The following is a 23,344-nucleotide window of genomic DNA, read 5'->3' as shown; positions in this document are numbered from 1 at the left end:
TCCGCTAAGCACTTTTGGCGCGCTGAATAAATGCTCTAATCTGCTGCAGATCAAACTTTAACAGCAGGCGCTCGTCTTCACGCAGGCGGCGAAGATCCACCCAACCGTCAGCGGCTTGGCCAGCGCTTTTGTTGATACGCTGTTGATCCAACAGGCGCTGCTGAAGTCGCTCAAAGACTGCCAGCAATAGGTCGGATTGCGTCCTAGGCAGCACATTTTCCACATGACTGAGCCTTATCAAGCGCTCTCGAGTGGCTATTTCACGCAGGCCATGACGAACGCAGAGCAAACGCGCTGCGCTGATCAGCGGCATTAAGCCTTGGTGTTTAAGATTAACGGCGTGGTCGTGCGGGGCATCGAGATGCGGACTTGAGGCGATTCGCCCAAAACGGTCCAGCGCGACCGGCAACTGATCAAGTAACGCTGCCATTTCATCCATAAATAGTGACGCTTTAGGAAGTATTGAAGCGATGCTCACGCCCAGTTGCTCAGCAAGCGCTGAATTGCCAGCGACGGGGGCAAAATCGAGCAAAATATTGGTCTGCTGAACGCGCTTTACACGCCGATCCGCGCTCCAGATTTCAAGCTGTGCATGCCATTCACTTATCCGCTTGCGCCACATGGGCCAGCGGGCCATCACATGGCCGCGGCACAGTGGAATGCCGGCTTCATCCAGGCGTTGAGTAAACCGCTCGCCCAGGGCTTGAAAGTAGCCGTCAATCTCAACATGCCGATGGTCAGGGTAATCATCGATAATCAGCGCATTATCCTGATCGGGGCCGAGCAGGCTCTCGTAGCGGGCCGCCGAACCTAACATCAACACACAGTAATTGACCGGTGGTGTGCCCCACCCTTGCGCCTGCAGTTCATCAAGGGATTGCGCAATCGCTCGACGATATAGCCAGGCATTATGATCACTGATGACTTGGCTAATACGCCAAGCGGGTAAATCGTAATGTATCAGTGTTTCAACCAAGGAGGGTTGCCACGCATAGGCGTCGGCAATAGAAGTCTGAGGTAAAGAGAGTTTTGAGAAAAGATGCTGGAGCGGCGCGTCGAGCGCCACGGTGTTAAAACGTCCATGCTCGTTGAATAAGGAGCGCCAGGGCGAGGCTTGGTGTACTACTCGCATACGCCTCTCCTTTACGAACGTTTGTGTCGGCTTACTCTGTACTGTCGCCAGCACGACGTGGGTCAGGCTCGAACATTGCCTCTCCGACTTCATCGATATAGCGCTGCGCTTTAGTGACCAGCATGGCATCACACGCTTCGCGACCTGGCAGCATATCGGAGCGCTCAAAACGGTGTTCAAGGGTTTCACCGCTGGCATCAGCTTTACGAATCCAACCGCTAACGCGGTATTGACCGCTTTGATCATCCGGCTGAGACACAATCTCATAGCCTTTGTATTCCACGGCATCAGCCGCTTTGGTGGTAGCGCCGGGAGCAGCCTGACGATCACTACCAAAGAGTCCGGATAATAATTTTTTGAACATAGGGGTTCCTTAATATGCCGGGCGGCAGCGATTAGCTGCCGCCCTATCAACATATGCGCTTTAAAAATTAGCTTTGCTTACGGCCTTTGCCAGCAGCAATGCGCAGGCGAAGAGCATTCAGCTTGATAAAGCCTTCGGCATCTTTCTGGTTGTAAGCGCCCGCATCATCTTCAAACGTAGCGATCGACTCATCAAATAGCGATTCATCGGATTTACGACCCACGACGGTCGCATTACCTTTATAGAGCTTCATACGCACGACACCCGCTACATTCTTTTGGGTCTCGTCGATGGCCGCTTGCAGCATGCGACGCTCAGGGCTCCACCAGTAACCGTTATAGATCACTTCCGCGTATTTCGGCATCAGCTGATCTTTCAGGTGGGCTTCTTCGCGGTCTAGCGTTAGTGATTCAATGGCACGGTGAGCACGCAACATAATGGTGCCCCCGGGCGTTTCATAGCAGCCACGAGATTTCATGCCCACGTAGCGGTTTTCAACAATATCCAAACGGCCAATGCCGTTATCACCACCTAGTTTGTTGAGCTTTTCCAGCACTTCGTGAGCTTTCAACGGCTCGCCATCGATGGCCACGATATCACCCTTTTCATACGTCAGTTCAACGTAGGTAGGGGTATCTGGTGCGGCTTCAGGAGAGACGCTCCAACGCCACATATCGTCTTCTGCTTCAGCCCAAGGATCTTCCAAAATACCGCCCTCGTAAGAGATATGCAGTAAGTTGGCATCCATGGAATACGGTGATTTTTTCTTTTTATTGGCAAAATCGACCGGAATTTTATGCTCTTCGCAATACGCCATTAGCTTTTCGCGGGAGGTTAAGTCCCACTCACGCCAAGGGGCGATTACTTTTACGCCAGGCTTAAGGGCATAGCCGCCAAGCTCAAAGCGAACTTGGTCGTTACCTTTACCCGTCGCACCGTGTGAAATAGCGTCGGCGCCGGTTTCATTGGCAATTTCGATCAAGCGCTTGGCGATCAATGGCCGGGCGATAGAGGTACCCAGCAGGTACTCACCTTCGTAAATAGTATTAGCGCGGAACATTGGGTAGACGTAATCACGCACGAACTCTTCGCGCAGGTCTTCGATGTAAATCTCTTTTACGCCAAGCGCTTGCGCTTTAGTTCGCGCAGGTTCGACTTCTTCGCCCTGACCGATGTCGGCAGTAAAAGTCACTACCTCGCAGTTGTAGGTTTCTTGCAACCACTTAACGATAACGGATGTGTCCAGGCCGCCTGAATATGCCAGCACAACCTTTTTGACATCGGACATTCTTTGCTCCTTTAAAAAGCGATTGGATTTGAGACAGACACTGAGTATAGCGTTCTCAATGCCCAGCGAATACCGTCAACGACGCCTGGGGGCTAAAGCTGCTAGAATCACTCCATTCAAAGCGGCGGCTTGCCGCTAATGTCGAATGATTACTCGCTTTACTATTACTCGCTTGAACATAAGGAGAGCTGCATGAGCGAGGCAATTGCCCGCGAATTAATGGCCCAACGTTTTCGCAGTTACCTGCCGGTGGTCGTTGATTTAGAAACCGGGGGATTTAATGCCCAAGGTGATGCCGTACTTGAGATTGCTGCCGTTACGCTGACCATGGATCCGGAAGGCAACCTGCTGCCTGATGCTACCTATGCTTACCACATTCACCCCTTTGAAGGGGCGAACGTTGAGCAGTCGGCGCTCGATTTTACCGGCATTAACCTGGATGACCCGTTACGCAGCCAGGTCGCGCTTAGCGAAGCTGAAGCACTCAATGAAATTTTTCGCCCTATACGTAAATCAATCAAAGCTCACGATTGCACTCGCGCCATCTTAGTTGGTCATAATGCGGCGTTCGATCAAGGCTTCTTGAACGCGGCGGTGAATCGCTGCGGCATTAAGCGCAATCCATTTCACCCATTTTCTAGCTTTGATACAGCCACTCTGGCTGGCTTGATATATGGACAAACCGTGCTTGCCCGCGCCTGCCGTGCAGCTGGCATTGAGTTTGATAATAAAGCTGCCCACTCCGCCCGTTACGATACTGAGCGAACCGCCGAGCTGTTTTGCTCCATGGTAAATCGCTATAAAGATTTGGGCGGCTGGCAGCTTGCTCAGCGCGAACAAGAGATGGATAGCACTGATTAGCACCTGGCATCCGCCGCCTAGCCGCTAATGCAGAGAGCCGCTAATGCAGAGAGCCGCTAATGCAGAAAACCAGGCTTTACGCTAAACTTTGCCGCATTACAGCAATGTGCTTTACCACCGACAATGCCGGTTAGCGCGTGTGTGGCGGTGATAAAACGATATCGATTAATTTTATCCATTTTCAGGAGATGAGACGTTTCCATGGCCCAGCATAATGCTTTTTACGCCCAATCCGGTGGCGTCACCGCCGTGATCAACGCCAGCGCCTGCGGCGTTATCGAAGCCTGCCGTCAGGCACCCGATCAGATTGGCAAGGTTTACGCCGGTCATAACGGCATTATCGGGGCTTTAACGGAAGACCTTATCGACGTTACCCAAGAGAGTGATGAAGCGATTGCAGCCCTACGCCATACACCAGGCGGCGCTTTTGGCTCTTGCCGCTATAAGCTTAAAGACATTGATACTCACCGCGCCCAGTACGAGCGCTTGATCGAAGTCTTTAAAGCTCACGATATTCGCTACTTTTTCTATAACGGTGGCGGCGATAGCGCCGATACCTGCTTGAAGGTCTCTCAGCTTTCCGAGAAGCTGGGCTATCCGCTCACCGCCATTCACGTGCCTAAGACTGTCGATAACGACCTGCCGATTACCGACAACAGCCCAGGGTTTGGCAGTGTGGCCAAGTATATTGCCACTTCAACCCTGGAAGCTTCGCTGGATATCGCTTCCATGTGCGCTACCTCAACGAAAGTGTTTGTGCTTGAGGTAATGGGTCGCCACGCGGGCTGGATCGCCGCTGCCGGTGGTTTAGCGGGCGAAGGCGAAGGCGAGCCGCCGCACATGATCATATTTCCGGAAATTGCGTTTAACCGTAAAGCGGCCATGGCGCGGGTTGAAGAAAGCGTTAAACAATATGGCTACTGCGTGATCGTGGTTTCTGAAGGCGCGCGCTACGAAGATGGCACTTTCCTAGCTGACGCAGGCAATACCGATGCCTTTGGCCATCGCCAATTAGGCGGCGTCGCACCGACACTTGCGGGTATGATCAAGCAGGATTTGGGCTATAAGTACCATTGGGCGGTGGCCGATTATCTACAGCGCGCCGCGCGTCACCTGGCTTCAAAAACCGACGTTGAACAAGCCTATGCGGTGGGTCGCGAAGCGGTGACGCTGGCACTGGCAGGCAAAAATGCCATGATGCCCGCTATTCGTCGTATTTCTCAGTCACCTTACCAGTGGGATGTCATCTCTGCCCCGCTGTCACAGGTGGCCAATAAAGAGAAATTTATGCCCCGCGACTTTATCAGCGACAACGGCTTTGCGATTACCCAGACGTGCCGGGATTACCTCTCACCATTGATCCAGGGCGAGGATTTCCCCCCGTTTGAGAATGGCTTGCCGAAAGTGGCCAAGCTGAAACTGGCAAAAGCAGAGCGCAAGTTGCCTACTTTTACGCTGTAAACACTCCGCGCAGCGAAACAAGCTGTGCGGTAATAAAAAACGGGGCGATGAATAATTTCATCGCCCCGTTTTTTATTGCTGACGACTAACGCAACAGCCAGGAAAGCACGAGCAGCAATAGCAATATACCTGCTACCCCCTGCCAGAAACGCCGCGGCTCCTGGCGGCTCTCTTCCCGGTTCGGCAACCGCCCCAGCGGCACCCTAAGGGCATGCAAGAACTCCGATAGACGCCTAAAGCGCAGAGCCCGCTGCGGATCCAAAGCACGGCGTAGCGCATCGTCCAAGTCCTGGGATATCTCAGGGTTAGTTGTGCGCGCGCTGCGGTAGGTTAATTCTTCAAGATCGGTATGGCTGCGCAGGCGATTGGGCGTCAACGTATAGGGCAAAGCACCGGTCAATAACCAGTAGGTCGTGGATGCCAGCGAGTACTGGTCACTGCGCCGACCAATGCTGTCGGCCAACGCATACTCAGGGGCGGTGTGCTCGTTAAAGCCAATTTGGCGGAGCAACTCCCCCGAGTGGCGGTGCCCTTCGCCATCGCGCATATGGCAGGCGCTAAAATCGGTAAGCACCAGCTTGCCGTGCGGGTCGATCAGAATATTATCGGGATTGATCTGCTGATGAACAATTTCCCGGTGATGCAGCGCCTGCACCGCCTTACCCAGCTGGTTAGCAATATCTAAGCGCTGCGTTAAACTGGCTTGAGGATGGCGTTCGGCCCACTGTCGCAGCGTTTCACCTTCAATGTGCTGCATCAGGTAATAGAGATAACGGCGCGGCCGCGACGGCTCCATCACCTTGACCACAAACGGAGAATTGACGCGCTCGACCACCCACTGCTGAAGCAGGAAGTGCTCCAGATAAGCGTTGCGCAACGAAAGTTCCGGGCTGGGCGCTTTCATGACCATTTCACGTTCACTATGCACATCGCGGACGCGATAAACCCGCGACTGCGCCGTGCGAGACAGCACAGCGAGAACTTCAAGGCCGTCTAAACGCTCCCCTGGCGCCAGCTCGGGCGGAATCGGCAGGTCACCATAAAGCTGCCCGGGATGCTCTGTCACTTCGTCAGGCAACTCATCGATTCGCACCAACTGGAAGCAGAACTGATCGCCACCGTAGCCACGATCCTGGGCGCGCTGCTTCGCTTCATCGGCAAGCCGTTCGCAGGCGGCATCCAGATCACTGGCATCTTGGCGGATCAAGCGCACATAGTCGGAAGGCAGCAGCGTACCGCGCACACCCTGGGTGGTGAACAAGAACAGGTCACCCTGTTTGAGCGCTATATGGGTGTAATCGATATCAACACTGCCATCCATGCCCAGCGCCCGGGAAGGATAACGGTACCCCCCTAAGTCGGTGACATGATCACGACTCAACTGCTCAAACTCGGCCCCGCGCAAACGGAACACCAGCGTGTCGCCCATGTGAAACAGATGCGCTTCGCGGCCACGGAACACCATCGCCGACATGGAGGAAACAAAACTGCCCTCTTTCACATGCTGGCTTTGGCTATAGCACCAGCTATTGAGCGCGCGCAGCACTCTCGTCGCCGATGTTTTGACATCCCAGTGATCAGGGGTCGAGAAGTAATCGGCCAGAAAGCCGCGCACGCTTAAATCACCGGCCTGCTTGGCCATGGTATTGCGTGAGATAGAGTCGCTGATGACGGCACAGCCACCTTTGGCGCGCAGCAGCGGCGCTTCAGGAAAGCGAACCGACATTGAGCTGCGGTGCAGGCGCCGGTCCGGCGCAACAAATGCTTGACCATAACTGATGAGCAACTGGGCGTGCGACAAGTCATCCTCCTAGGCTGCCGACTCGATCGAGGGACTTCACTGTCAATAAACCCTGCCTATGATACACGCAGCGAAGCAGAAACGATGCTCAACAAACGTCTCTATCGTATTAGCGCGCTTTTATATGCGCTCCTTTTTGATTTCCCTCATAATAGGGCAACGGCTAAACCACACCGGCCCACCTATGTCGCATTGGTAATCGCGTAGTCATGTTCGTATAATTCTTCGCCATCAACGACTCTGTAACGATTACCTAACCTCTGCACGACTCAAGCCACAGTACTACCAAGGAATCAACGATGAACTTCGATAATATCCCTGCTGGAAAGGATCTCCCCAACGACGTTTATGTGGTGATCGAAATTCCAGCCAACCACGATCCGATCAAATACGAAATTGATAAAGACATGGGTGCGCTACTCGTTGACCGCTTCATGGCCACCCCCATGTTCTACCCCGCCAACTACGGTTTTATCCCGCATACCCTAGCCGACGATGGCGACGCCCTGGATGCGCTGGTCGTGACCCCACACCCGGTTCAACCCGGCAGCATTATTCGCGCTCGTCCGGTAGGCATTTTAAACATGACCGACGAAGCCGGTGAAGATGCCAAGTTGATTTGCGTGCCCCACGCCAAGCTTAGCTCGCTCTATGATGACATTCAGGAAGTCACTGACCTACCTGAGCTGCTGCGCCAGCAAATCGCCCACTTCTTCGAGAACTACAAAGATCTTGAAAAAGGCAAATGGGTAAAAGTTGAGTCCTGGGAAGGCGCTGACGCTGCGCGCAAAGCGATTGAAAAATCCGTTACCGCCTACCAGAAAGCGTAATCGGTTTGTAAAGTTGCTTCTGTGTATGTGAAAAGGTCGCCTTCGGGCGACCTTTTAGGTTGTTAGGATTAACGCACCATTAGCGACCGCGTCACGTCACCGCAGCGTATACGCGAGAGATTCAAGGTTGCGGTATGCTATTTGTCCTAGCTTGCGATGCCATTGATTAAGGACGCACCGTGTTATCTCTTAAACGCCTGAGCCTACTTCCCTTACTTGTTTTTTTTCTTGGCTGGTTACCGCTGAGCGCACACGCCCAATGGTTTTCATCGTCTAGCAACCAAGATGAATTTTTACCGGTAATGGAAGCCTTTCAGCCTACCGCTTGGCACGATGGAGAAACGCTTTTTATCGGCATCGATATCACCGATGAGTACTATCTTTATCGGCATCAGTTTGCTGTCTCCAGTCAGACTGAGGGTATAACACTTGGCGAACTCAGCATCCCCGAAGGCACATTCACCAACGATGAATTCATGGGCGATGTTTACATCTTCCGCGACCAAGTGGTATTTGAAGTACCGATCAGCGCCCCCTACGCAGGCCCGCTAAACGTTGAGTTAACCTTTCAAGGCTGCGCGGATGCAGGGCTATGCTATCCACCGGAACGCTTGAGCCTACAAGCGAGTGAGACTGAGCCGCCCAGTCAATTTGCGAACTGGCAAGAAGGAGATAGCGCCGCCAGTAAAACCGCTACCTCTACTTCACAGAGTGACTTCGCAGGACCCCAAAGCGAAGATAGACGCTTTAGCGCTTTGATTAGCAATGCGAGCTTACCGTTAGCGTTAGGACTGTTTTTTATTGCCGGCCTTGGGCTTACCTTTACCCCCTGCGTACTCCCAATGATCCCGATTCTCTCCTCAATCGTTGTAGGCCAGAACCCCACCCGCCCACGCGCCTTTGCCCTCTCATTAAGCTATGTGCTGGGCATGGCGCTGACCTACGCGCTAGTCGGGGTCTTGATGGGGCTGTTCGGCGCCGGCCTTAATCTGCAGGCGCGCTTACAGTCGGCACCGGTGCTTATCACTTTCGCCGTACTCTTCACGCTCTTTGCACTGGCGATGTTCGGGGCATTTACGCTGAATCTCTCGCCTCGCTTGGCCAACCGTGTTGACGCTTGGCAGGCTCGCGCTCAGCGTAGTGGCCCAGCGGGTTTAGCGTTAGCAGGCGCGCTCTCAGTACTGGTGGTATCACCCTGCGTTACCGCGCCATTAGCCGGAGCACTGGTCTTCATTTCCTCAACCGGCGATTCAGTCATGGGGGGCGCGGTGCTCTTTGCGCTGGGTCTTGGCATGGGCGTACCGCTTCTTTTAGTCGGCACCTTTGGCGCCACGCTGTTACCCCGTTCGGGCGCCTGGATGAATGGCGTAAAGATTGCCTTTGGCCTGTTGTTACTGGGCGTGGCAATTTGGATGATCGAGCGTTTAGTCGCTGCGCCCATTGCACTACTTCTATGGGCATCACTCGCGATCGGCACAGCACTCGCGTTGGGTGCATTGAATTTCAATCAGCCGCAAGGGTGGCCGCGGGCACGTCAAACACTAGGGGTTTTGCTGCTGGCGTGGGGTGTCTTGCTGGTCATTGGTGCCGCGCAAGGTGGTAGTAACCCGCTGCGCCCCCTTGCAGCCACCTCCAGTGTGTCCGGAGAGTCTCCAGTGGCAGAGCTTGATTTTGTTGAGGTCGATAAGCTTTCAGCGCTTGAGGCAGCCATCGCTCAAGCGAACAGTGCTAATAGGCCCGCGTTTGTTCACTTTACCGCGGACTGGTGTATTTCATGTAAGCTGCTTGAGCGCGATGTTTATCCTGACCCACGTGTTTCAGCGGCACTAGAGGGTTACACGTTAATTGCCGCAGACGTGACTCAGACCGACCCACAAAGTCGTGAGCTACTGGATCAGTTCAATCTTTTCGGCCCGCCAAGCCTGCTGTTTTTCATTCAAGGCGAAGAGATTCGGGATGCACGCATTCAAGGCGAAGTCACCGCCGCCCAACTGCATGAACATCTTAAATCCGTTAGCCAGTGGCTTGCCAATAGTTAAGCCACCACCCTACGAGCCTTGCCCACTAAGGCACTTAAGCAACGTTTTGACGCGAATATCGTCAAACAGTTGTTTAAATCTGCATTCATCGTCAGTTTAAGCACTGGCTTAGGCTGTCGCTGGACATCCTGGCACTTTTTCGGCAAACTCCGCTCCCATATTAGCTAAAAACTTCCTTTTTTAGGGGTGAGAACGGGGTAACGTTCGCTAACATGCAGCGTTCTCTTCATTTTTAAATTTGGTTTACTGCGCCTATAGATGAGCCGCGCAGCGCCGCACAGCAACTCGCCTATAGGCCACGGTTACTGTGTGATTATTTCTCATAATCTTCTTTTATGACATTGATGGGGCTATGCCATGGATATCCGCAAAGTTAAGAAACTGATCGAGCTGCTCGAAGAGTCCAATATTAGCGAGATTGAAATTCAGGAAGGCGAAGAGTCCGTTCGCATCAGCCGCCATCCTAATGGCGCTTCTTGGCAGCCGCAGCCGATGCCGCAATATGCGCAGCATCCTGGCTACCAACCAGCCCCCGCTCCTGCCTCGGCACCTACCGCTGAAGCCGAGCCTCAGGGCGCCAGCTACCGTGGTGAAGCGGTCAATTCGCCGATGGTAGGTACCTTCTATCGCAGCCCAGCGCCGGGCGCCAAGTCGTTTGTAGAAGTCGGTGATAGCGTCAAGCAAGGCGATACCATTTGTATTATTGAAGCCATGAAAATGATGAACCAGATTGAAGCTGACCGCGACGGCGTGGTGGAAGCCATCCTGGTAGAAGATGGTGAGCCGGTCGAATTCGATCAACCCATGATCGTCATCGCTTAATCCTTCATTTTCAACACGGGTGGACTCTCCCATGCTGGACAAGGTACTTATCGCCAACCGCGGCGAGATTGCCCTCCGTATCCTACGGGCCTGTAAAGAACTGGGCATTAAAACCGTAGCGGTACACTCCAAAGCTGATCGTGAACTCATGCATGTTCGCCTGGCGGATGAAGCCGTGTGTATTGGACCGGCATCATCAGCGCAGTCTTACTTAAATATTCCGGCCCTGATCAGTGCGGCCGAAGTCACTGATTCGACCGCTATTCACCCCGGTTACGGCTTTTTGTCTGAAAACGCCAACTTTGCCGAACAGGTTGAGCGCTCGGGATTTACCTTTATTGGCCCCCGCGCAGAGACGATTCGCCTGATGGGCGATAAAGTCAGTGCTATCCAGTCGATGAAGGAAGCGGGCGTTCCCACGGTGCCAGGCTCAGACGGCCCCTTGGGTGACGATGACGCGACCAATTTAGCCACCGCGCGTCGCATCGGCTACCCGGTGATCATCAAGGCAGCCTCCGGTGGCGGTGGTCGCGGTATGCGTGTGGTACACACCGAAGGCCACCTGCTTTCGGCAATCACCGTTACTCGCACTGAAGCCCACGCCGCCTTTGGTGACGGTACGGTCTACATGGAGAAATTCCTTGAGAAGCCGCGCCACGTCGAAGTACAGGTGCTAGCCGATGGCCAGGGTAACGCGATTCATCTTTATGACCGCGACTGCTCGCTGCAGCGTCGTCACCAGAAAGTGCTTGAAGAAGCTCCTGCGCCAGGCCTGGACCCGGAAGCCCGCGCCCAAGTGCTTGAAGCATGCCGCCAGGCGTGTATTAAGATCAATTACCGTGGCGCAGGCACCTTTGAATTCTTGTACGAAGACGGCGAGTATTTCTTCATTGAGATGAATACCCGCGTTCAGGTAGAACACCCTGTTACCGAAATGGTCACCGGCGTCGATATCGTTAAAGAGCAGTTACGTATTGCCTCGGGCCTACCGCTGTCGATTCGCCAGGAAGATGTAAAGCTCAACGGCCACTCCTTCGAGTGCCGGATTAACGCTGAAGATTCACGCACCTTTATGCCTTCGCCCGGCAAGGTAACGCTGTTTCACGCACCGGGTGGTCTGGGTGTCCGCATGGACTCCCACCTCTACACCGGCTACACCGTGCCGCCGCACTATGACTCACTGATCGGCAAACTGATCACCTGGGGCGCCGACCGTGAAATAGCGCTGACGCGCATGCGCAATGCCCTCGACGAGCTGCTGGTGGAAGGTATTAAAACCAATATCGACATGCAAAAGGATTTAGTTCGCGACAGCTATTTCCGTCAAGGCGGTGTCAACATTCATTATCTGGAAAAGAAACTCAGCAGTTAACGTCTTCCAGCGCTATGCTTGATGCCCAACGGGGTGGCTATGTCCACCCCGTTTCTGTCTTTACTGTATTTGCCTTTAATTCGCCCCGCGGAGACTCTCCATGCCCTGGCTTCAACTCAAAGCCCACGTTGCTCCCGAACAGGCAGAGTTCCTCGAAGAACTGCTGCTTGACGAAGGAGCGACGGCCATTGGCCTTCAGGACGCCCACGATGATCCGGTATTTGAGCCAGAGCGTGGCACTACACCGCTGTGGGAAGATACCATTCTGACCGGCCTGTACGATGACCTGGAGGGCGTCGAAAGCATGTTGGAGCGTATTGAGGCGGCATGGTCCGAAAAGATGCCTGAGGAGCCCTGCCCCACCATCGAATATGAGCTACTGGCTGACCGGGACTGGGAGCGGGAATGGATGGATGACTTCACACCGCTGCAGATGGGTCAGCGGCTGTGGATCGTACCAAGCTGGCACGAACCGCCCCATGCCGACGCCGTTAACTTGATTCTCGACCCCGGCCTGGCCTTTGGAACGGGCACGCACCCGACCACAGCGCTGTGTTTGGAGTGGCTGGATGAACTGGCCGTTGCTGGGCACTTAGCCCAGCAGACCGTACTGGATGTGGGCTGTGGCTCCGGCATTCTCGCTATCGCCGCGCTCAAGCTCGGCGCTAGCCATGCTGATGCCACCGATATAGACCCGCAGGCACTCCAAGCCAGCCGTGACAACGCCGAGCGTAACGGTATTGCCGAGCCGGATTTAACTCTTTATTACCCAGAGCAGTTAAGCGATGGCGGCGGCTATCCTGTTGTGACCGCCAATATTTTAGCGGGCCCGCTGGTTGAGCTTGCGCCAATGATTGCCGGGCATCTGGCCCCTGGCGGCCGCATTGCGCTATCCGGCATCTTGGCGAACCAGGCAAATGAGGTTTATGAAGTCTATGCCGCACAGGGAATCGCCATGGAGGAGCCAGTGATTCGCGAAGGCTGGGTGCGACTTAACGGCCAGCGTCCGCGTTAAAGCGGCAAACGGCCTTCACCCCATCACCGAGTAGGCGTATCATACGCCCCCTTGAAACGCCTACTCGCCGCTAGCCCAGCACACATAAAGCCTAACGCCATGACTGTAGCCAATGCACTAGCCACCAATGAGCCCGTCACCATTGGGACGTATGCATTACCCAACCGGGTAATTCTCGCGCCCATGGCCGGCGTCACCGACCGGCCTTTTCGCCAGCTGTGTCGGCGGCTGGGTGCTGGCTGGGTGGTGGGGGAAATGGTGACGTCAGACCCCAGCTTATGGCACACGCGCAAATCGCAGCTACGGATGGACCATCGCGGAGAGCCCGACCCGCGCGTGGTACAAATCGCCGGCGGCGATGCCGAGATGCTCGCCCAGGCGGCGCGCTTGAATGCCGAACTGGGCGCCCAGATCATCGACATCAACATGGGCTGCCCCGCGAAAAAAGTCTGCAACAAAGCCGCTGGGTCGGCGCTCCTTCGCGATGAAGCCTTGGTTGCCGAGATCCTTGACGCAGTAGTTTCAGCGGTCGATATTCCAGTAACGCTGAAAATTCGCACCGGCTGGTGCGCCGAGACGAACAACGCCCTGCGAATTGCCCGCTTAGCTGAGTCAGCAGGCATTCAAGCACTCGCCATACATGGCCGTCACCGCCAGCAGCGCTATACTGGACAGGCAGAGTACGACACGATTGCTGAGATAAAATCTCACCTCTCGATACCGGTGATAGCCAATGGCGACATAACAAGTCCGGAAAAAGCCGCCGAGGTACTCGCTTATACCGGCGCTGATGCCGTCATGATAGGCCGTGGTGCTCAGGGCAACCCGTGGATATTTCAACAGATTAACCACTATCTTCAGCATGGAGAACGGTTGGCGCTACCCACCCTTGTGGAGCGCCGCCACGTGCTACACGGGCATGTCGAGGCGTTGCATGAGTTTTATGGCACGACTATGGGTGTGCGTATTGCGCGCAAACATGTCGGCTGGTACCTCAGCGACGACCCACGCTTTACGCAGCCTCAGCAGCGCGCGCTTAAGCAGCAGTTCAATGCGTTAGCGTCACCTGAAACGCAATTTGATTGGATCAACGACGTGATGGCCCCCGGTGCTGCCATACGTTTGCTAGCCAAAGGAAGCCATGCTGCATGACCGAACGCGATCTTCTCTCTAGCGACACCTACTCTTCTAGCGACACCCGTGCCAGCGAAGGCTACTCCCATTTAACGGGCACGCTTGCAGATCCCGCTGCTAGCTCACCGCCACAGCCGCTTAGAGAGGCTGTTGAAACGGCAATGCGCCGCTACTTTGAGCATTTAGATGGCAGCCAAGCCAGCGACCTTTATGCCATGGTGATGGCCGAAGTAGAGGCACCATTACTCGCCTGCGTTTTGGAGCACACCGACGGCAACCAGACCCGTGCCGCGGATGTGCTCGGCTTGAACCGCGGCACCCTGCGTAAAAAACTCAAGCAATACGGACTTATCGAAGGTGACGCCCCATAACCCTGGGGCGTTGTTATTTTCTATTCTCGACTCTGCATACGAGCATTCTTATGGCTGATAATCCTCTCATGGCTGATAGTTCTTCCTTGACTGACAGTAGCGCCACCCCCGTCCGCCGCGCTCTTTTGAGCGTTTCTGACAAAACCGGCATTGTAGAATTCGCCCGCGGCCTTACTGAGCACGGCGTTGAACTGCTCTCCACGGGTGGCACCTTCCGCCTACTGCAGGAAAATGCTATTGCAGTGAAAGAAGTATCCGAACACACCGGTTTCCCCGAAATTATGGATGGCCGGGTTAAAACGCTGCATCCAAAAATTCACGGCGGCATCTTGGCGCGCCGTGGTCAGGATGATGCAGTCATGGCCGAGAACGACATCACCCCGATCGACATGGTGGTCGTCAACCTCTACCCATTTGCCGCCACAATTGCCAAGCCTGATTGCACCCTGGAAGATGCGATTGAAAATATCGATATCGGCGGCCCAACCATGGTACGTGCCTGCGCAAAAAACCACGCCTACACCACTATTGTGGTCAATAGCAGTGACTACGCGCGGGTACTTGGTGAGTTGGCCGCCCAGGATGGCCAGGTGAGTCGCGCCACGCGTTTTGATTTAGCAGTAAAAGCGTTTGAACACACCGCTGGCTACGACGGCGCGATTGCTGACTACCTGGGTCGCCAAGTGAATGCTAGCGATAAGACCTTCCCTCGCACTTTTAACCTGCAGCTCGATAAAAAGCAGGACATGCGGTACGGCGAAAACCCGCATCAGCAGGCGGCTTTTTACGTAGACTCCCAGGCGAGCGAGCCTAGTGTCGCTACCACCACAATGCTCCAAGGCAAACCCCTTTCGTATAACAATGTCGCCGATACTGATGCCGCCTTTGAATGCGTAAAAGCTTTTACAGAAACGGCTTGCGTGATTGTTAAGCACGCCAACCCCTGCGGCGTCGCTATTGGCGCAACCGCCTTAGCCGCTTACGACAAAGCCTTTGCCACCGATCCGACCAGTGCGTTTGGCGGCATTATTGCCTTCAATACACCGCTGGACGCCGAAACGGCCCAGGCAATTATTGATCGCCAGTTTGTCGAGGTGATTATTGCCCCCGGGGTCAGCGATGAAGCCGCTGCCATTGTGGCGAATAAGCAAAACGTACGCTTGCTGGACGTCAGCGCCCACTGGCCCGGCGAGCAGCAGCCTGCGCTAGACTTTAAGCGTGTCAACGGCGGGTTACTGGTGCAGGAACGTGACGACGGAATGGTCACCCGTGACAACCTGACGGTGGTCAGCCAGCGCGCCCCTAGCGAACAGGAGCTGCGTGATCTGGCCTTTGCCTGGCGAGTGGCCAAGTTCGTCAAATCCAACGCCATTGTGTATGCCAAAGAGGGCCAAACGGTGGGCGTTGGCGCGGGCCAAATGAGCCGCGTTTACTCGGCTAAAATTGCCGGGATCAAGGCCGCCGACGAAGGCCTTTCGGTGCCTGGTTCAGTGATGGCGTCTGACGCCTTCTTCCCGTTCCGCGACGGCATTGATGCCGCGGCAGCCGCAGGCATTACCGCCGTCATTCAACCGGGTGGCTCCATGCGCGACCAGGAAGTGATCGACGCCGCCAACGAAGCAGGCATTGCCATGGTGTTTACCGGCATGCGCCACTTCCGTCACTAAGATCAGCCACGACGTTTAGCCACACTATCGGCATCAAACTGATGCTGTAAAAAACTAGCCCCCATCAGCAGCGCGCTGATGGGGGCTTTTTTATCCCGTCTTACTTAAAAAAGAACACTAGGGCTCAGGGCTCAGCCAAGATCAATACATAGATACTTGGTTTCAAGGTACTCTTCCAAGCCCTGATGGCCGCCTTCACGGCCTAAGCCTGAGGCTTTGACACCCCCAAACGGCGCAGCGGCGTTAGAAATGGCGCCGGTATTAATCCCGACCATACCGTACTCAAGCGCCTCAGCCACGCGCCATACGCGGGAGAGATCGCGGGAGTAGAAGTAAGAAGCCAAGCCATACTGGGTATCGTTGGCCATTTCAATCGCAGTCTCTTCATCGTCAAACGGGAAGACAGCCGCGAGCGGGCCGAAGGTCTCTTCGTGGGCCACCTTCATCTTATCAGTCGCAAAACTGATCAGCGTCGGCGTAAAGAAGTTGCCACCCAACGGGTGTGGATGCCCGCCCAACAACAGCTCTGCACCATTATCGATGGCGTCCTGCACATGCTCACTGACTTTTTTAACCGCATTGCCATCGATGAGCGGACCGATATTAATATTCGGCTTAGTGCCATCGCCGACATGCAGCTCGCTGTTCATGGCAACCGCTAGCTTTTCGCAAAAGGCATTAATCACGCTGGACTGAACCAGGAAGCGATTAGTACAAACACAGGTTTGCCCGGCGTTACGGAATTTAGCGGCCATGGCGCCTTCTACGGCGGCGTCTAAATCGGCATCTTCAAACACGATAAACGGCGCATTGCCGCCCAACTCAAGCGAGATCTTCTGCACGTGCTCCGCCGCTTGCGCCATTAGCTTGCGCCCTACTTCGGTCGAGCCAGTGAAGGTAATCTTGCGCACTTTGGGCGACTGGGTCATGGCTTGGGCAATATCGCTGGCACTGCCCGGCACCACGTTGAACACACCGCGAGGAATACCGGCACGTTCTGCCAATAACGCGAGCGCAGTGGCTGAAAACGGCGTCTGGCTAGCAGGTTTAACCACGATCGTGCAGCCTGCTGCTAGTGCCGCGCCAGCCTTACGGGTAATCATCGCCGCAGGGAAATTCCAGGGCGTAATGGCCCCCACAACACCGACGGGCTGCTTAGTCACCACAATGCGCTGGTTAGCTTTAGCGGCAGGAATGGTTTCGCCATAAACGCGCCGCGCTTCTTCGGCAAACCAGCGCAGAAAACTGGCCGCATAGGCAATTTCGCCCGCCGCTTCCTTGAGCGGCTTACCCTGCTCGTAGGTCATCAGCATGGCGAGATCCTGCTGATGCTCCATCATCAGATCGTGCCATTTCATCAGCAAATCCGCTCGCTCCTGAGCGGTAAGGGCACGCCACGCCGGTAGTGCAGCATCCGCCGCGTCTATCGCCCGCTCGGTCTCAACTTTTCCCAAGCGGGGAATATCGCCAATCGCTTCGCCGGTTGCCGGGTTTAATACGGTGATCTGTTCGCCGCTATCCGCCGCGACCCAACTACCGTCTATATAGGCAAAGGGGCAATACAGCTGTGTTTCTTTTAGCGCTTCCATGACAGACTCCTGACCAAAATGATGGCCTTATAGGCTCATTAACCTCTTCATGCTAAGACGAAACACCCCTTTAGACCAAGTTTACCGCGTGCTTTACTCGCTAATTACCGACAGTTGACTCAGTTAATCAGCATTAAAAACTCTTGCCGAGTCGCCTGATTGCTACGAAAACTACCCAGCATTACCGATGATGTCATACTGGAATTTTGCTTCTCTACGCCACGCATCATCATGCAGAGGTGACGCGCCTCAATGACCACAGCAACGCCCGTTGCCTGAGTCACTTCCTGAACAGCATCTGCAATCTCACGGGTTAAATTCTCTTGGATCTGCATACGGCGCGCAAACATATCGACAATACGGGCAAACTTAGACAATCCTAATACTTTACCGTTTGGCAGATAGGCAATGTGGCATTTACCGATAAAAGGCAGCAGGTGGTGTTCACACATTGAATAGAGCTCAATGTCTTTCACCAATACCATTTCATCCGTTTGCGATTCAAACACCGCACCATTAACGATCTCATCCAAAGACTGAGAGTAGCCAGCATTCAAAAACTGCATAGCCTTGGCTGCACGTTTCGGCGTATCTCGTAGCCCTTCACGGTTTGGGTCTTCGCCTAGTGCTGAAATTATCTGGCGATAGTGCTCGGCGATATCATCGGACATATTAAGCCTCTTCAAAAACTGTATCAAAACCGTGCGCAATCGCGTCCAAACGGTCACCTAGGTCTCTAACCCTTTGCGCATGAAAAAAGTAAAACTACCACTAGAGGGGCGTTAACCACCGCCTTTCTCTACCCAAGTTGTACAAAAAGTATACTTTTCATAAAAAACGCACAACAAATATTAATTAATTCCATTATTTTACCGCATCTCGCCTGCTGTTGGCTTCTCTAACTGCGGCAGAGCGCCGCGGTGCTCACTTTGCAACCTAGGGGCCTGTGCTATGATAAATCATTATTATTGATTGCCTTTACTTCTTCAGGCACCACCATTGAGAGTTCGCCATGTCATTTAAGCCAACGCCCTTTTGGTTAACCGCCATTGCGGTCCCCTTTTATTTCGCCACACCGCTACCTTCTTTCGCCGCAGAAGCGACACTTTCACTGCCCAACGAAGCGACTGTTGGCGTTGAGGTTGTTGAAGAGCTTACCTTTGAGTCAAACCAAGCACGTCTTAACGACATATTGCTACACCCCACTCAAGCTGAGAGAGCTTCGCACTCGCTGCCGGAATATTGCGTCATCGTGGGCAATGCCCAATTAGTCGATGAGCGCATTCGTGTTACCACGAAAGATGCCACCTGCATTGAAACACACGATGCAGACAGTGATATTTTTACGGGTGAATTCAGCGCCAGCGCATATGCCGAAGATGGCCAATACGGCATCGCGTGCGAAGGCACTCCATGCACGCTTTCTCCTGGAAAAACGTTCGTTCTTACGCTGAATGAGTCCCTAGAGATTAAAGAGCAGGACAACCCCTCTGAAGAATTGAACGAGCAACGCCGCCAAGTTGACGGAGAAGGCGTCGCTAACCCCGTGCCCCGCGAAGAGGCCGTACCAGATTAAATCGCCCCTATTTACGCCAGCCAGCGGGGATTGTCTAACTGCAGGCACTGCTGCTCTAATTGGCGGATATGCTGATCCCAATAGCCACTATCCGCCAGCCAGGGAAAAGCACGGGGAAAAGCGGGATCATCCCAGCGAGAGACCAGCCACGCTGAGTGCCTAATTAAACGATAACTTCTCAGTGGTTCTATCAACGCCATCTGATCAGTAGGAAATGAGCAGGTTTCCTCATACCCTTCGGTAATTTCACTTAGATATGATCGCCACCCCTGGGGGTCATCCGTGGGCAGTAGCATCCAGATATCCTGCATAGCAGGCGCCATGATACAGTCGTCAAAATCGACCAGCGTAAAGTCCTCATCACGCCCCAGCACATTGCCCAAATGGCAATCACCATGGCAGCGAATCATGCTACTGGCGGGCACAGTATGTTTTACAAGCTGCTGATGCACCTTTTCAATTACATTATCGTAGGCCCGGCGCTGATGACGGTTCAGCCAATTACTGGCCAGCACTCGCTGCTGAGCATCTAAAATACCACTCGCCATTTCTAGCCGAGGACGGTGCTGAAACGTTTTTTTGGCCGACACTTTATGCAACCGCCCTAACACCTGCCCCATGGCAAATAAGTGCGATGGATTATCTAACTCTGGCGCCTGACCTGGGCAGTGGGGAAACAGCGCAAATCGATACGCTTTAAAATAGTGTAACGAGACACCCGCCCTATCACGCCAAGGCGCAACTACCGGCACCTGCTGACTAGCGAGCTCCTGTAAAAAATCGTGCTCTTCCTGAATCGCCGCGTCTGACCAGCGATCAGGTCGATAAAATTTAACGATCCAGTTTTTGCCGTCGCCATCACGAAACAACAGCACACGGTTTTCATAGCTATTTAGCGCAAAAGGCTCGCCCGCAGGCCAGATATCCAGCGACTCCACTGCAGACATCACTAAATCAGGCGAAAGAGAGCTAAACGGGTGTGACATAGGCCACTCCTGGGTTGGCGAAAGCGCTATTGAGTAAGCGAAAAGACTATTCTATCAATCCTTACCCAGGGGTGTCCGCGCGGTCGCCCAAATATCCACACGTTCTGCTCCCGCATCTAACGCCGCGCGCGCCAGTGCGTGCCCCGTTGAACCCGTCGTAACAACATCATCGATTATTAATAAATGCGCCGGGGGCGGTGATTCAAAGACAAAGGCACCCGCCAGATTGGCAACCCGTTGGCGGCGATTCAACGTGCGCTGGGAGGGAGAATCCTTTACTCGCCTGGCAGACACCAATGGCACACCAAGCTGGCGACTGAGTCTCTCGGCTAACCACTGCGATTGATTAAATCCTCGCGCCCGAGCATGCGCTGGGTGCATAGGTACCGACAACAGTGCGTCTGCTTGGGTAGGCGGCGGCGTTAATACCATTAACTCTGCTAACAACGTACCCGCCCGCGGAGAGGCGTGAAATTTAAAATCATGTACCAGCTCTTTAATAGGCCCCTGATATAAAAGCCCCGCTTGGGTGGTCGAAAATGCCGGTGGGTCAATTAAGCAGTGCCCACACAAGCTAGCCCCATGGGAAACAGGGTCACCGCACTGGCGACAGGCATGCAGGTTCCACGGCAGCCCGACCAAACAGGCGGTGCACCACCCCCGCCCCGCCAAGGCGGGTGCCAAACAAAAGGCGCAATAGCCAGGCATGGCCTGCTTTAGCCAATGGCCGCCACGTTGTAGCCATTGTTTTACATTCATGCCTTCTCCCCGATCGAGGTAGTAATATTAATTAAACTCATGGTTGACTTCTATCACGAAGTTGATAATATACGCCTCGTCTTAGCGGATGTGGTGGAATTGGTAGACACGCTAGATTTAGGTTCTAGTGCCGTAAGGTGTGGGAGTTCGAGTCTCCCCATCCGCACCAATTAGTTTTTATTTTTCAATAAGTTAGATTTACTCCCTCCTTCAAAATATCTTAATACTTACCTAGATTAGGTGAGATTAGGGCTTTTTTTGCGTTTTTATTCCTCGCTTTAAATCATTAATGGCTCAATGCTATTTTTTCCGTGCTTAGTATTTGCCAAATTACATACTTTTAACAGGCTGACTTAGCTCCTCTTTTCCGCTAGGCTCTGTTAAAACGACTAACCGGATACTCGTCTATGCCTCAATGTGAAATGGCTTACTGCGAGTAATTGACACCAATACTATCGCCAATGACTACCTCCAATAGCTATGAGAAGGATCTCTAATAATGGAATGGCTCAACGATAATGCCCAAGCCATCTCGGCAATAGCAAGTATTTGCACCCTCTTCGTCTGGGTTTTCTATGCCCAATTGCTTTATAACGGCTATGTCCGCCAACGTCGCCCTCGAGTGATCATTAACCGTGGCAAAGGGATTGGTGTGGATGCTATTTGCTTAATCAGCAATATGAGCAGCGAAGCAATCTATGTTCAACACCTTGTGGCGGTGCTGCATACTCAAAAAAAGAGTTACTCTCTGGATGTGGTGGAGTACCAGCAACACGGCAGCGAACAACAGGAAGCCAGCTACCGCACCCATCAAGGCCCGTTAGCATCGGGGGATTACCTTAATATTCAGTCGTTTGGCGACATTGTCAATCAGGTTAAGCAATATTGGGAAATTGATGACAGCCTGCTTCATGAGCAGAATATACAACTCGAAATTCGTGTCATTGCCATTTACGGCTCTGAAGATATGCCCACTGGCGCCTCAAGGTCTTTTAATCTTGATCTAGACGCATCGCCCAACCGCCAGCTTATTCCGGCTAGCGTTGACACAGACCGACTCAATAGCCGTGGCCAACGTAAGCGCGTACTTGAATGGGCAAAAGAGATCGAGACTCATAAAGCACGTTAAACCCTTACCTTTGCAAAGCTGATATTGAACAGCGAGCACCTTTGATTGAGACCATTCGATGCATAAAATCCTAACCTTCTGCTGGCTCGGCATAATGACCACGGTTGCGGCTAGCGCTTATGCCGAAGAAGCTGACAGTGACCTACCTGCCTGGGCGGAAGAGCGCGTTGAACCGTTTCGTGAAAGCGTAGGTAATTGGGTAGATAACACGTCGCGCCGAATTGATGGTTTCTTTGGCACCGACGACCATATGCAGACCAAGAACGAGTCTTATCTTCGTTTTGGCCAAGAAATCGATTGGATGGAGGGGGATGGTACGCGCGGCGATACTTCACTTCGTTACCGTATAGACCTACCTACCTCGGAAGAACGCTTACGCCTGGTGATCGAGAGTGATCCTGAAGAGTCGCAAGGTACACTTGAAGAGCAAGGATCAGGGCGTCTTACCAATGACCAGCGCGACCGCCGTAGCTCTACGTTAGGCCTGGATTGGCTAGAAAGTCGTGATAAGCGCGAAAATTGGAGCAACCGCGTTGGCGCTGGTATTCGTCTGCGCCTCCCTCTGGATCCTTATGTTCGCTTTACCAGCGAACGGCTGTGGCAGCTTGGTGAAGGGCCTTGGCAGCTTGAGTCGAACAACCGGGTTTCCTGGTTTAACAATGAAGGCTATTCGGCACGAACGCGCTGGGATATCGGCCGCCAATTGAGCGAACGCCGCCATTTGCGGTTTATTTCTACGGTTCAGTGGCGCGAAGAGGAAGATAAGCTGGAATACAGTGAAATTGCCGAAATCAATCACCGCATTAACCGCCGCAGCGCATTGCGCTACTCGGCAATTGCTATCGGTGAAAGCGCTTCAAATCCTCGTATGACTAACTACTACCTGCAAACACGCTATCGCCGCGACATCCATAAAGGCATTTTATTTGCCGATGTGATTCCGGAACTGCATTTTCAACGCGATGTTAGCTATGACCCACGCTGGGCCATGACACTGCGGTTGGAGATGTATTTTCAGCGAAAGATTAGTCGCGACTATTTTTAAGCTCGGTTTTTAAGAACAGATTTTAAGCACGGCCTTTTAAGGGGACTCTTTTAACCGTGCACAATGGGCGGCCATGCTAGGCCGCCCATTCTGGTTACAGCAA

The 23,344-nt window shown here is 53.6% G+C and carries 21 protein-coding genes and 1 tRNA gene; 14 read left to right on the top strand and 8 right to left on the bottom strand.

Translation table 11 applies throughout. The annotated features are described in order from the left end of the window. Positions 1–4: 4 nt before the first annotated feature. The 3 genes from ACXUPB_RS10050 to ACXUPB_RS10040 form a co-directional block, all read right to left on the bottom strand. Positions 5–1,132: a DUF294 nucleotidyltransferase-like domain-containing protein gene (locus ACXUPB_RS10050; protein WP_472956468.1), complete on the bottom strand. Its 1,128-nt coding sequence runs from the start codon at positions 1,130–1,132 to the stop codon at positions 5–7. Between the two features lie 31 nt (positions 1,133–1,163). Further along, positions 1,164–1,496: an HlyU family transcriptional regulator gene (locus tag ACXUPB_RS10045; protein ID WP_179915192.1), complete on the bottom strand. Its 333-nt coding sequence runs from the start codon at positions 1,494–1,496 to the stop codon at positions 1,164–1,166. A gap of 67 nt (positions 1,497–1,563) precedes the next feature. Then, on the bottom strand, positions 1,564–2,784 hold the full coding sequence (locus ACXUPB_RS10040; RefSeq protein ID WP_035558611.1) for an argininosuccinate synthase: 1,221 nt from the start codon (positions 2,782–2,784) through the stop codon (positions 1,564–1,566). A 192-nt stretch (positions 2,785–2,976) separates the two neighbouring features. Here ACXUPB_RS10040 and rnt point away from each other — a divergent pair, with 192 nt between their 5' ends. Next, positions 2,977–3,645 carry a ribonuclease T gene (rnt, locus tag ACXUPB_RS10035; RefSeq protein WP_008957300.1) on the top strand — a complete coding sequence of 223 codons (669 nt, stop codon included), beginning with the start codon at positions 2,977–2,979 and terminating at the stop codon, positions 3,643–3,645. Between the two features lie 201 nt (positions 3,646–3,846). Further along, positions 3,847–5,106 carry a 6-phosphofructokinase gene (locus ACXUPB_RS10030; RefSeq protein ID WP_035558614.1) on the top strand — a complete coding sequence of 420 codons (1,260 nt, stop codon included), beginning with the start codon at positions 3,847–3,849 and terminating at the stop codon, positions 5,104–5,106. A gap of 85 nt (positions 5,107–5,191) precedes the next feature. Here the strand turns inward: ACXUPB_RS10030 and ACXUPB_RS10025 are convergent, their stop codons facing one another. Further along, positions 5,192–6,907, bottom strand: a complete 1,716-nt coding sequence (locus tag ACXUPB_RS10025) for a bifunctional protein-serine/threonine kinase/phosphatase (RefSeq protein WP_035558617.1) — start codon at positions 6,905–6,907, stop codon at positions 5,192–5,194. 299 nt (positions 6,908–7,206) lie between these two features. Between ACXUPB_RS10025 and ppa the strand changes: the two genes are divergently transcribed. The 8 genes from ppa to purH all read left to right on the top strand — a co-directional run bounded on the left by ppa (position 7,207) and on the right by purH (position 16,157). Further along, positions 7,207–7,737 (top strand): inorganic diphosphatase, encoded by a 531-nt coding sequence (gene ppa / locus ACXUPB_RS10020; RefSeq protein ID WP_035558619.1) that lies wholly within the window; start codon positions 7,207–7,209, stop codon positions 7,735–7,737. A gap of 179 nt (positions 7,738–7,916) precedes the next feature. Continuing rightward, positions 7,917–9,776, top strand: a complete 1,860-nt coding sequence (gene dsbD, locus ACXUPB_RS10015; RefSeq protein ID WP_472956464.1) for a protein-disulfide reductase DsbD — start codon at positions 7,917–7,919, stop codon at positions 9,774–9,776. Positions 9,777–10,133: 357 nt separating this feature from the next. Continuing rightward, on the top strand, positions 10,134–10,598 hold the full coding sequence (gene accB / locus ACXUPB_RS10010; protein ID WP_179915195.1) for an acetyl-CoA carboxylase biotin carboxyl carrier protein: 465 nt from the start codon (positions 10,134–10,136) through the stop codon (positions 10,596–10,598). A gap of 31 nt (positions 10,599–10,629) precedes the next feature. Continuing rightward, positions 10,630–11,970: an acetyl-CoA carboxylase biotin carboxylase subunit gene (accC, locus tag ACXUPB_RS10005; RefSeq protein WP_472956462.1), complete on the top strand. Its 1,341-nt coding sequence runs from the start codon at positions 10,630–10,632 to the stop codon at positions 11,968–11,970. Between the two features lie 100 nt (positions 11,971–12,070). Then, a complete protein-coding gene (gene prmA, locus ACXUPB_RS10000; RefSeq protein ID WP_472956460.1) occupies positions 12,071–12,985 on the top strand; it encodes a 50S ribosomal protein L11 methyltransferase in 915 nt (304 codons plus the stop codon). A gap of 99 nt (positions 12,986–13,084) precedes the next feature. Continuing rightward, positions 13,085–14,137: a tRNA dihydrouridine synthase DusB gene (dusB, locus tag ACXUPB_RS09995; RefSeq protein ID WP_472956459.1), complete on the top strand. Its 1,053-nt coding sequence runs from the start codon at positions 13,085–13,087 to the stop codon at positions 14,135–14,137. Continuing rightward, a complete protein-coding gene (gene fis, locus ACXUPB_RS09990; RefSeq protein WP_335597572.1) occupies positions 14,134–14,490 on the top strand; it encodes a DNA-binding transcriptional regulator Fis in 357 nt (118 codons plus the stop codon). The genes dusB and fis overlap by 4 nt, the downstream gene beginning before the upstream one ends. Before the next feature lie 50 nt (positions 14,491–14,540). Further along, complete coding sequence (gene purH / locus ACXUPB_RS09985) at positions 14,541–16,157, top strand: bifunctional phosphoribosylaminoimidazolecarboxamide formyltransferase/IMP cyclohydrolase (protein ID WP_472956457.1); 1,617 nt, start codon at positions 14,541–14,543, stop codon at positions 16,155–16,157. A 131-nt stretch (positions 16,158–16,288) separates the two neighbouring features. Here purH and ACXUPB_RS09980 read toward each other — a convergent pair whose 3' ends face one another. Next, complete coding sequence (locus ACXUPB_RS09980) at positions 16,289–17,746, bottom strand: NAD-dependent succinate-semialdehyde dehydrogenase (RefSeq protein ID WP_035558642.1); 1,458 nt, start codon at positions 17,744–17,746, stop codon at positions 16,289–16,291. Between the two features lie 119 nt (positions 17,747–17,865). Continuing rightward, positions 17,866–18,417 carry a GTP cyclohydrolase I FolE gene (folE, locus tag ACXUPB_RS09975; protein WP_179915199.1) on the bottom strand — a complete coding sequence of 184 codons (552 nt, stop codon included), beginning with the start codon at positions 18,415–18,417 and terminating at the stop codon, positions 17,866–17,868. 341 nt (positions 18,418–18,758) lie between these two features. Between folE and ACXUPB_RS09970 the strand changes: the two genes are divergently transcribed. After that, positions 18,759–19,322, top strand: a complete 564-nt coding sequence (locus ACXUPB_RS09970; RefSeq protein WP_179915200.1) for a TraB/TrbI/VirB10 family type IV secretion system protein — start codon at positions 18,759–18,761, stop codon at positions 19,320–19,322. Between the two features lie 11 nt (positions 19,323–19,333). Here ACXUPB_RS09970 and ACXUPB_RS09965 read toward each other — a convergent pair whose 3' ends face one another. Continuing rightward, positions 19,334–20,308: a serine/threonine protein kinase gene (locus tag ACXUPB_RS09965; RefSeq protein WP_472956454.1), complete on the bottom strand. Its 975-nt coding sequence runs from the start codon at positions 20,306–20,308 to the stop codon at positions 19,334–19,336. A 54-nt stretch (positions 20,309–20,362) separates the two neighbouring features. After that, positions 20,363–21,067: a double zinc ribbon domain-containing protein gene (locus tag ACXUPB_RS09960; RefSeq protein WP_472956452.1), complete on the bottom strand. Its 705-nt coding sequence runs from the start codon at positions 21,065–21,067 to the stop codon at positions 20,363–20,365. Positions 21,068–21,151: 84 nt separating this feature from the next. Here ACXUPB_RS09960 and ACXUPB_RS09955 point away from each other — a divergent pair. The 3 genes from ACXUPB_RS09955 (at position 21,152) to ACXUPB_RS09945 (ending at position 23,241) form a co-directional block, all read left to right on the top strand. Next, positions 21,152–21,236 (top strand) — tRNA-Leu (locus ACXUPB_RS09955). A gap of 330 nt (positions 21,237–21,566) precedes the next feature. Further along, positions 21,567–22,196 (top strand): hypothetical protein, encoded by a 630-nt coding sequence (locus tag ACXUPB_RS09950; protein WP_179915206.1) that lies wholly within the window; start codon positions 21,567–21,569, stop codon positions 22,194–22,196. Positions 22,197–22,254: 58 nt separating this feature from the next. Beyond that, a complete protein-coding gene (locus ACXUPB_RS09945) occupies positions 22,255–23,241 on the top strand; it encodes a hypothetical protein (RefSeq protein WP_179917229.1) in 987 nt (328 codons plus the stop codon). Positions 23,242–23,344: the final 103 nt, after the last annotated feature.

This window comes from Vreelandella sp. DA03-1M (assembly GCF_055725665.1).
The sequence above is the reverse complement of the archived record's forward strand: the minus strand, read 5'-3'. Positions and strand labels throughout refer to the sequence as shown.

Bases quoted from the DNA above. Each gene is read 5' to 3' on its own strand.
- ACXUPB_RS09945 (WP_179917229.1), top strand. From the start codon at position 22,255: ATGCATAAAATCCTAACCTTCTGCTGGCTCGGCATAATGACCACGGTT.
- ACXUPB_RS10030 (WP_035558614.1), top strand. From the start codon at position 3,847: ATGGCCCAGCATAATGCTTTTTACGCCCAATCCGGTGGCGTCACCGCC.
- ACXUPB_RS09960 (WP_472956452.1), bottom strand. From the start codon at position 21,067: ATGAATGTAAAACAATGGCTACAACGTGGCGGCCATTGGCTAAAGCAG.
- ACXUPB_RS10050 (WP_472956468.1), bottom strand. From the start codon at position 1,132: ATGCGAGTAGTACACCAAGCCTCGCCCTGGCGCTCCTTATTCAACGAG.
- prmA (WP_472956460.1), top strand. From the start codon at position 12,071: ATGCCCTGGCTTCAACTCAAAGCCCACGTTGCTCCCGAACAGGCAGAG.
- folE (WP_179915199.1), bottom strand. From the start codon at position 18,417: ATGTCCGATGATATCGCCGAGCACTATCGCCAGATAATTTCAGCACTA.
- accC (WP_472956462.1), top strand. From the start codon at position 10,630: ATGCTGGACAAGGTACTTATCGCCAACCGCGGCGAGATTGCCCTCCGT.
- ACXUPB_RS10040 (WP_035558611.1), bottom strand. From the start codon at position 2,784: ATGTCCGATGTCAAAAAGGTTGTGCTGGCATATTCAGGCGGCCTGGAC.
- ACXUPB_RS09980 (WP_035558642.1), bottom strand. From the start codon at position 17,746: ATGGAAGCGCTAAAAGAAACACAGCTGTATTGCCCCTTTGCCTATATA.
- dusB (WP_472956459.1), top strand. From the start codon at position 13,085: ATGACTGTAGCCAATGCACTAGCCACCAATGAGCCCGTCACCATTGGG.
- accB (WP_179915195.1), top strand. From the start codon at position 10,134: ATGGATATCCGCAAAGTTAAGAAACTGATCGAGCTGCTCGAAGAGTCC.
- ppa (WP_035558619.1), top strand. From the start codon at position 7,207: ATGAACTTCGATAATATCCCTGCTGGAAAGGATCTCCCCAACGACGTT.
- ACXUPB_RS10045 (WP_179915192.1), bottom strand. From the start codon at position 1,496: ATGTTCAAAAAATTATTATCCGGACTCTTTGGTAGTGATCGTCAGGCT.
- rnt (WP_008957300.1), top strand. From the start codon at position 2,977: ATGAGCGAGGCAATTGCCCGCGAATTAATGGCCCAACGTTTTCGCAGT.
- fis (WP_335597572.1), top strand. From the start codon at position 14,134: ATGACCGAACGCGATCTTCTCTCTAGCGACACCTACTCTTCTAGCGAC.
- purH (WP_472956457.1), top strand. From the start codon at position 14,541: ATGGCTGATAATCCTCTCATGGCTGATAGTTCTTCCTTGACTGACAGT.
- ACXUPB_RS09970 (WP_179915200.1), top strand. From the start codon at position 18,759: ATGTCATTTAAGCCAACGCCCTTTTGGTTAACCGCCATTGCGGTCCCC.
- ACXUPB_RS09950 (WP_179915206.1), top strand. From the start codon at position 21,567: ATGGAATGGCTCAACGATAATGCCCAAGCCATCTCGGCAATAGCAAGT.
- ACXUPB_RS09965 (WP_472956454.1), bottom strand. From the start codon at position 20,308: ATGTCACACCCGTTTAGCTCTCTTTCGCCTGATTTAGTGATGTCTGCA.